At 59.8% G+C, this 7,836-nt stretch carries 6 protein-coding genes and 1 tRNA gene; 5 read left to right on the forward strand and 2 right to left on the reverse strand.

Annotation, left to right across the window (positions count from 1 at the left end):
• Positions 1 to 62 precede the first annotated feature (62 nt).
• Positions 63 to 1,070, reverse strand: coding sequence for a DUF481 domain-containing protein (locus tag HU743_RS20190; protein ID WP_186650811.1), 1,008 nt, complete (start codon positions 1,068 to 1,070; stop codon positions 63 to 65).
• 166 nt (positions 1,071 to 1,236) lie between these two features.
• On the opposite strand from HU743_RS20190, the gene HU743_RS20195 reads away from it, so the two are divergent.
• From HU743_RS20195 to HU743_RS20210, 4 genes are all read left to right on the forward strand, one after another.
• Positions 1,237 to 1,590 (forward strand): MGMT family protein, encoded by a 354-nt coding sequence (locus tag HU743_RS20195; protein ID WP_186621185.1) that lies wholly within the window; start codon positions 1,237 to 1,239, stop codon positions 1,588 to 1,590.
• Between the two features lie 43 nt (positions 1,591 to 1,633).
• Positions 1,634 to 3,193 carry an AmpG family muropeptide MFS transporter gene (locus HU743_RS20200; protein ID WP_186650813.1) on the forward strand — a complete coding sequence of 520 codons (1,560 nt, stop codon included), beginning with the start codon at positions 1,634 to 1,636 and terminating at the stop codon, positions 3,191 to 3,193.
• A 129-nt stretch (positions 3,194 to 3,322) separates the two neighbouring features.
• Positions 3,323 to 5,038 (forward strand): proline--tRNA ligase, encoded by a 1,716-nt coding sequence (locus HU743_RS20205; RefSeq protein WP_186621187.1) that lies wholly within the window; start codon positions 3,323 to 3,325, stop codon positions 5,036 to 5,038.
• A gap of 16 nt (positions 5,039 to 5,054) precedes the next feature.
• Positions 5,055 to 6,008 (forward strand): hypothetical protein, encoded by a 954-nt coding sequence (locus HU743_RS20210; protein ID WP_186650815.1) that lies wholly within the window; start codon positions 5,055 to 5,057, stop codon positions 6,006 to 6,008.
• Positions 6,009 to 6,133: 125 nt separating this feature from the next.
• Here HU743_RS20210 and dinB read toward each other — a convergent pair whose 3' ends face one another.
• Positions 6,134 to 7,195, reverse strand: coding sequence for a DNA polymerase IV (gene dinB, locus HU743_RS20215; RefSeq protein ID WP_186636664.1), 1,062 nt, complete (start codon positions 7,193 to 7,195; stop codon positions 6,134 to 6,136).
• A gap of 278 nt (positions 7,196 to 7,473) precedes the next feature.
• Between dinB and HU743_RS20220 the strand changes: the two genes are divergently transcribed.
• Positions 7,474 to 7,550 (forward strand) — tRNA-Met (locus tag HU743_RS20220).
• Positions 7,551 to 7,836 lie beyond the last annotated feature (286 nt).

Genomic DNA, 7,836 nt, shown 5'->3' on the forward strand with positions numbered 1-7,836 from the left:
GTAAAAAAAGATCGTCCGAAGGCTCGGGCCTCGTCCGGACGATCTTTTGCTTTTGCTTTTGCTTACCAGGCCACGCCAAACCCTGCGGTGTAGCGCGTCTTGTTCAAATCCGCATCGTTGGTGCCGCTGATAATGTCGCGCTCGGCCTTGAGGTTCAGCGATGCCCAGTCAGTGACCTTGTAACGCAGCCCCAACTCGGCGTCCAGCGCGTAATCAGCTACACCCGACAGTGGCTTGCCGACCTCACCGTTGGTGAAGAACTCAACCTTCTTGCCAATCAGGTAGCGGTTGTAATCCCATTTCATGGCAACGGAATAGAAGTTGTCCTTGCTGCCATCGCGGTATTCGTAATCGGTGCGGTTGAGCAGCGAACCCAGCGAGAACGCGCCCAGTTCGTCATCCCAGAACTGGTAGCCCGGACCGGTACCGACGACACGCTGGCGCGCCAGCTCTTCGATGTGATCGCGCTTGTAGTTCAGGCGCCCTTGCCAGAACCACTGATCGGTCAGGAAGCGGTCGAGGGAGTATTCGGCACGCCAGTTGTTGGTGGTGGTTTCCGCGTCCTGCACTTCGCGGTTGTACTCGCCCTCTGCCGTGTGCCGCCAGCGACCATGACGCGCCGAGGTCTTGAAGCCGACATCGTAGTCGTCGGTGTCTTTTTCGGCGCGTTGATAGTCCAGCGCCAGGTCGACATTGCCCTTCCACACCAGGTCGGTGACGATCGGCTTGGGCTTGAGAATCTGCTGAATGCTGGCCAGCTCGACAGTTTTCGGCGCATCACCGTTAGCCAGCGTGACTTTGCCGTCATCCGCCGCAGTGAGCGACTTCGATACTTCACCGGTGTAGGCGTCCTGCTTGACCAGCAGGTGCTGATCGCTATCGAGGGTCTTGACCTCTTTCCAGTCAATCGCGACCGCGCCAGCGTATTTGGTCTGGATCAACAGCTTGCCGCCATCGAATACCGTGATAGTGCCGCTCAGCTTGTCGCCGTTTTTCAACCAGACGGTGTCGGCAAGCAGGGGCGTGGACGTGCTGCAAACAGCAAGGCACAACAGGGTTCTGGAGAACATAAGCGGGTCAGGGGCTCAGAGTTGGCGAAAAAAAGTCGGCATTATCCGCAGGATCCTGCCCATGACAAGGACTGACCGGACTATTTCTATTGAGTTCATTTCTCATCTGCCCGATCACGGATTACCCTTGGGGCATTAATCACAGCGATGCTCAGGAACCCGGCCCGTGAAAGACGCGATCCATGACCACGAGAGCGAAGCGCAAATCCGACGCACGGCGCTCTACTCGACCCTCGCGCAGGTGCCTGAGGGCAAAGTGGTCAGCTACGGCCAACTGGCTGAACTGGCGGGGCTGGGACGCGCCGCCCGCTGGGTCGGCCGCACCTTGAGCCAGTTGCCGAGCGATACCAGACTGCCCTGGCACCGTGTGCTGGGTGCCGGTGGGCGGATCAGCCTGCCGGTGGGCAGCCCTTCCGGCGATGAACAAAGGGCGCGATTGCGTATGGAAGGCATTACCGTCCTGAACAATCGTGTGGATATTCAGCGTCATGGCTGGCGTCCGGTAGAGCACAGCGGTTAGAGTGCGCGCTTTGTTTTCGCAATTTTGAGGCAGACTTCAGCCCATGCCCCGTAAAACCTGGCGCGCCGCGCTCGCCGCCTATGCCAGTCCTTCGACGCTCGTGCTGTTGTTGCTCGGTTTTGCTGCCGGCCTGCCGTACATGCTGGTGTTTTCAACGCTTTCCGTCTGGCTGCGTGAAGCCGGTGTGGCCCGTGAAACCATCGGCTATGCCAGCCTGATCGGTCTGGCTTATGCGTTCAAATGGGTCTGGTCGCCCCTGCTCGACCAATGGCGCCTGCCGTTGCTGGGCAAGCTGGGCCGTCGTCGTTCGTGGCTGGTGCTCTCGCAAGCGCTGGTGATTCTCGGACTGATCGGCATGGGCTTCTGTGATCCGCAGAAACACTTGTCCTGGCTGATCGCCATTGCCGTTGTCGTCGCGTTCGCCTCTGCCACCCAGGATATTGCGGTCGACGCCTATCGCCTGGAAATCGCCGACGACAGCCGCCAGGCCGCCCTTGCCGCCAGTTACATGTCCGGCTACCGCGTCGCCGCCCTGCTCGCCACCGCCGGCGCCCTGTTTTTCGCTGAAGGTTTCGGCTCCACCGGTTTCAACTATAAACACGCAGCCTGGACCGGCACTTATGTCTTGTTCGGCGCCTTGATGGTGCCCGCACTGTTGACCACGCTGTTCATGCGTGAGCCGCCCGTGCCGCTGCGCACGCAGTTGCAGGCCGGGCGTTACACGTTCATGCATCAATTGATGTCGGTGTTTGTGCTGATCATTTTGCTGGTGTCGGTACCGGCGATGTTCACCCAGCTGTACAACACCGATTTCGCCGGCGTGCTGTTCGGCGACATGAGTCCTCTGGACCTGCTGCTCGAAGACCGGGCCTTCCTGCGCGCCATTCTCTATACACTGCTCACCGGCCTGTGCCTGTCGGCCATGGGCCGGCGCGGGTTGGCGCCGGTCCTGACGCCGATCAATGACTTCATCCTGCGTTATCGCTGGCAGGCCCTACTGCTGCTGGGCCTGATCGCCACCTATCGCATGTCGGACACGGTGATGGGCGTGATGGCCAACGTGTTCTACATTGACCAGGGCTTCACCAAGGACCAGATCGCCAGTGTCAGCAAGATCTTCGGCCTGATCATGACCCTTGTCGGGGCTGGCATGGGCGGCCTGTTGATTGTGCGTTTCGGCATCCTGCCGATCCTGTTTATCGGCGGCGTAGCCTCGGCGGGGACCAACCTGTTGTTTGTGATGCTTGCCGACATGGGCCCGAACCTGCACATGCTGGTGGTGACCATTTCCCTCGACAACTTCAGCTCGGGCCTGGCCACGTCGGCGTTCGTCGCCTACCTGTCGAGCCTGACCAACCTGAAGTTCTCCGCCACGCAATACGCCCTGCTCAGCTCGATCATGCTGCTGCTGCCACGCCTGATGGGTGGCTATTCCGGGGTGCTGGTGGAGAAATTCGGCTATCACAGCTTCTTTCTTATCACCGCGCTGCTCGGCGTACCGACACTGGTCCTTATTGCGCTGCACTGGTTTCAGGAAAGCCGCCGCGAAGGCCCGACGCCGACGCCCGAGCCCGCCGCGGCCCCGGTCAGCGAAGAGTCGTAAGACGTTTCGTCGGCGGCGGGAGGAATCCTGCCGTCGTACCGCCCCACCGACCGCACGCCTGTACGTCGGCAGCACTCGCCGGTACACTGCTGCGTCATTTCCAGTCATAGCAACCGACAACGGCCAACCATGCGCACCAGTCAATTTTTGCTCGCCACACAGAAAGAAACGCCTTCCGATGCGGTCGTGATCAGCCATCAGCTGATGCTGCGCGCCGGCATGATCCGCAAGCTTGCCTCGGGCCTGTACACCTGGCTGCCGATGGGCCTGCGAGTCATGCGCAAGGTCGAAGCCATCGTTCGCGAAGAAATGAACGCTGCCGGTTCTCTGGAAGTGTTGATGCCGAGCACCCAACCGGCCGAGCTGTGGCAGGAATCGGGGCGCTGGGAAGAATACGGCCCTGAGCTGCTGCGCATCAAAGACCGCCACGGTCGCGATTTCTGCGCGGGCCCGACCCACGAAGAAGTGATCACCGATCTGATGCGCAACGAGTTGAGCAGCTACAAACAGCTGCCAATCAACCTGTACCAGATCCAGACCAAATTCCGTGACGAAATCCGTCCACGCTTCGGTTTGATGCGCGGCCGCGAATTCATCATGAAGGACGCCTACTCGTTCCACGCCGATCAAGCTTCGCTGCAGGTCACCTATGACCGCATGCATCAGGCGTACTGCAACGTGTTCACGCGTCTGGGCCTGAAATTCCGTCCGGTTGAAGCCGACAACGGCTCGATCGGCGGCGCCGGCTCCCACGAGTTCCATGTGCTGGCCGAGTCCGGCGAAGACGATATCGTTTTCAGCAACGGTTCCGACTACGCGGCGAATATCGAAAAAGCCGAAGCGGTGCCGCGCGAGACCTCGCGCCCTGCACCGACTGAAGAGCTGCGCCTGGTCGACACTCCGGACACCAAAACCATCGCGGCCCTGGTGGAAAAATTCAACCTGCCGATTGAAAAGACCATCAAGACGCTGATCGTCCACGCCGAAGAAGAAGGCAAGCTGATCGCACTGGTGATTCGTGGCGACCACGAACTGAACGAGATCAAGGCGGCCAACCAGCCAGGCGTGGCCAGCCCGCTGGTCATGGCGTCGGATGCCGAACTGCGTGACGCCATTGGCGCCGGCGCCGGCTCGCTCGGCCCGCTGAACCTGCCGCTGCCGATCATCATCGACCGCTCGGTGGAGATGATGAGCGACTTCGGCATTGGCGCGAACATCGATGACAAGCACTACTTCGGCGTGAACTGGGAGCGTGATCTGCCGGTTCCGACCGTCGCCGACCTGCGCAACGTGGTCGCCGGCGACCCAAGCCCGGACGGCAAGGGCACGCTGGAAATCAAGCGCGGCATCGAAGTCGGGCACATCTTCCAGTTGGGCAACAAGTACAGCAAGGCGATGAAGTGCGAAGTGCTGGGCGAGAACGGCAAGCCGGTGACCCTGGAAATGGGCTGCTACGGCATTGGCGTGTCCCGCGTGGTGGCTGCCGCCATCGAGCAGAACAACGACGAAAACGGCATCATCTGGAGCGACACCCTGGCGCCGTTCCAGATTGCCCTGGTCCCGCTGCGCTATGAAACCGAACAGGTGCGCGAGGCCACCGACAAGCTGTATGCCGAACTGACGGCGGCCGGCTTCGAAGTGCTGCTGGACGATCGCGACAAGAAAACCAGCCCGGGCATCAAGTTCGCGGACATGGAGCTGATCGGCATTCCACACCGGATCGTGGTCAGCGACCGCGGCCTGGCCGAAGGCAACCTGGAATACAAGAGTCGTACCGAAGGCGAGGCGCAAGCGTTGCCGGTGGCCGACGTACTGTCCTTCCTGCAGGCCCGTATCCGCCGCTGAAACCAGTAGAGACGTCATGTTCAAGCGAAACACCTTAGGCCTCGGTGGCGCCGCCCTGTGCGGCGCCCTGCTGGTCAGCGGCTGTGCCAATCACATGTCCCAACGCAGCGAGCACGAGGAGCGGGTCGAGCGTAAATTGCTCGACCACAGCCTGCAGATAGATGTCGGCGAGCCCAAGGTGCTTGAGCTGCCGCAGCGGCGTGTGAAGATCAACGAACAGAAGACTTTCGAAGTCACCGAGTTCGAAGTCACCCGCCGTTACGACCGCTACACGCCGTACCAACCCTGGCGCGAAGTCTACGAGATTCCGCTGGGTGCGGTGGCGGTGGTCGGCGGTGTCGGCGCCAACGTGGTCAACGTGTTTGCCCTCGGCAACCTGCCGGACAGCATCACCCGGGATTGGCTGAGCTACGGTTTCGCCGGGCTCAATCCGTTCATGAACGTGCAGTCCAACGGCCGCGCGCAGCAGAACCTGGCGGGCATCGATGAAGTCCAGCGCGACAAGCGCACGGAGTATTCAAGCCTGCCATGGAGCGAGCGCCCGGTGCAGGTCAAGGCCGGCAAGCAGACCTTCGACATGACCACCGATCGCAACGGCGTACTGCGCCTGAATCTGCTCGACAGCCCGTTTGCAGAAAATGACCTCAATCATGTCGGCCGGTTGCAGATCAGCGTGGAAGATGCCAAGGACGATGTGCACTCCGATTCGACCTTGATGATCAGCTCGCACCTGCGCGGCAAGTTGCTGGAGGCGCACGGGCTGATTTATGACGATCTGGAAGACGACGAAGTGAGCCAGTGGGTACACCGGGTCAAGCGTCTGTCGGAACTGGGTCTGGAAGAAGAAGCCAGCGAACTGGAACAAAGCCTGATCGAACTGACGCGCAACGATCCTGAACTGCAAACCGAGTTTCTCAAGGCATTGACCAAGGATGCCGGGCGTCTGGTTGCAGATCCGGGACCGAATTAAAAGCTGAAAAGCTTCGTCGGAACGCCGCCCGGAGCAGGCTCGCTCCCACAAGGGATTTGTGAACGACGCAGATCCAATGTGGGAGCGAGCCTGCTCGCGAAGAGGCCCTGTCAGGCCCCGCAAATCTATCGCTCGAACAACTCCATCTGCTCAAACCCACCGCGCAAATCCTCCAGCCTCACCCCCACCCCCAACAACCGCACCGGTTTGCCGCCGCGATTGAACGCCTGCGTCAGCATCAACTGATAACTGCCCAGATCCCGCCCTGCCCCGGCCTGTTCCAGCGTGGTCTGGGTGAAGTCATGAAACTTCACTTTGACGAACGGCTTGCCCGGCCGATAACTGCTGTCGATCCGGGCCATGCGGGTTTTCAGGGTGTCCAGCAGTTCGGGCAACTTGTCGAGACAGCTGCGCAAGTCCGGCAGATCAACGTCGTAGGTGTTTTCCACGCTGATCGACTGACGACGACTGTCGTTATGCACCAGCCGATCGTCAATCCCACGAGCCAGGTTCCACAATCGCTCGCCGAAGCTGCCAAATTCACGTACCAGCGCCAGCCTGCCCCACTCACGCAGATGCTCGCAGTCAACAATGCCCAGCTTGCCGAGTTTGTCGGCGGTAACTTTACCCACGCCGTGCAGCTTGCTCACGGGCAAACCGCTGACGAAATCCTCGACCTGGTCCGGCGTGATCACGAACAAGCCGTTGGGCTTCTTCCAGTCACTGGCGATCTTGGCCAGAAACTTGTTCGGCGCAACGCCAGCGGAAACAGTGATATGCAATTGATTGGAGACTCGGCGACGAATGTCCTGGGCAATGCGCGTGGCACTGCCGCCGAAATGCGCACTGTCCGACACGTCCAGATAGGCCTCATCCAATGACAAAGGCTCGATCAGGTCGGTGTAATCGGCAAAGATCGTATGAATTTCCTTCGACGCCTCGCGGTAAGCCTCCATGCGCGGCTTGACGATGGTCAGGTCTGGGCAAAGCTTCAAGGCATGCCCGGAGGCCATCGCCGAGCGCACGCCATAGGCTCGCGCTTCGTAATTGCAGGTCGCGATCACTCCGCGTCGATCCGCCGACCCACCGACCGCCAACGGCTTGCCAGCCAGACGCGGATCGTCGCGCATCTCGATGGCGGCGTAGAAACAATCACAGTCGATGTGGATGATTTTTCGCTGAGTCATGTAGGAAAAACAAACGTGGCAAGCCGGAGCGCCAGTATCTCACCGACACCTGTATATAGCACCAGTGGTTGAAGGATCTTTTCCGACAGTAGGAAACTTCATAAGGATTTGTTTTTTCAATCACGGACCAACCGCCAATAGAGCTGGAAGCCTTGTACGCTCTGGGCTGCGCGCCGACAGGCGCCCTTGAAAACGAGCTAAGCGCTTGAACCTCAACAGATTTATCCAAATTGAAGGTTGACAGCTCGGTGATCCTCTGTAGAATGCCGACACACAGACGCGGGATGGAGCAGTCTGGTAGCTCGTCGGGCTCATAACCCGAAGGTCGTCGGTTCAAATCCGGCTCCCGCAACCAAACATCAAAAAAGGCTACTCGAAAGAGTGGCCTTTTTTGTGCGCGTCTGTTTTGCACTGACGGGATCGCCAATACGGAATGCGAAAGAGGATTTCTTTGGATTTCCGAAACTTAACGCGTACCTGCGACCGTTTGCCGCGATTGCGCTGTTATTTCGGCCATTACAGGATTAGCGGTTGACACCTCGCCGTTCGCCTGTAGAATGCCGCCACACAGACGCGGGATGGAGCAGTCTGGTAGCTCGTCGGGCTCATAACCCGAAGGTCGTCGGTTCAAATCCGGCTCC

It is taken from the genome of Pseudomonas sp. SWRI99, from assembly GCF_014270125.1.
Lineage (GTDB): Bacteria > Pseudomonadota > Gammaproteobacteria > Pseudomonadales > Pseudomonadaceae > Aquipseudomonas > Aquipseudomonas hamedanensis.

Bases quoted from the DNA above. Each gene is read 5' to 3' on its own strand.
- HU743_RS20190 (WP_186650811.1), bottom strand. From the start codon at position 1,070: ATGTTCTCCAGAACCCTGTTGTGCCTTGCTGTTTGCAGCACGTCCACG.
- HU743_RS20200 (WP_186650813.1), top strand. From the start codon at position 1,634: ATGCCCCGTAAAACCTGGCGCGCCGCGCTCGCCGCCTATGCCAGTCCT.
- HU743_RS20205 (WP_186621187.1), top strand. From the start codon at position 3,323: ATGCGCACCAGTCAATTTTTGCTCGCCACACAGAAAGAAACGCCTTCC.
- HU743_RS20210 (WP_186650815.1), top strand. From the start codon at position 5,055: ATGTTCAAGCGAAACACCTTAGGCCTCGGTGGCGCCGCCCTGTGCGGC.
- dinB (WP_186636664.1), bottom strand. From the start codon at position 7,195: ATGACTCAGCGAAAAATCATCCACATCGACTGTGATTGTTTCTACGCC.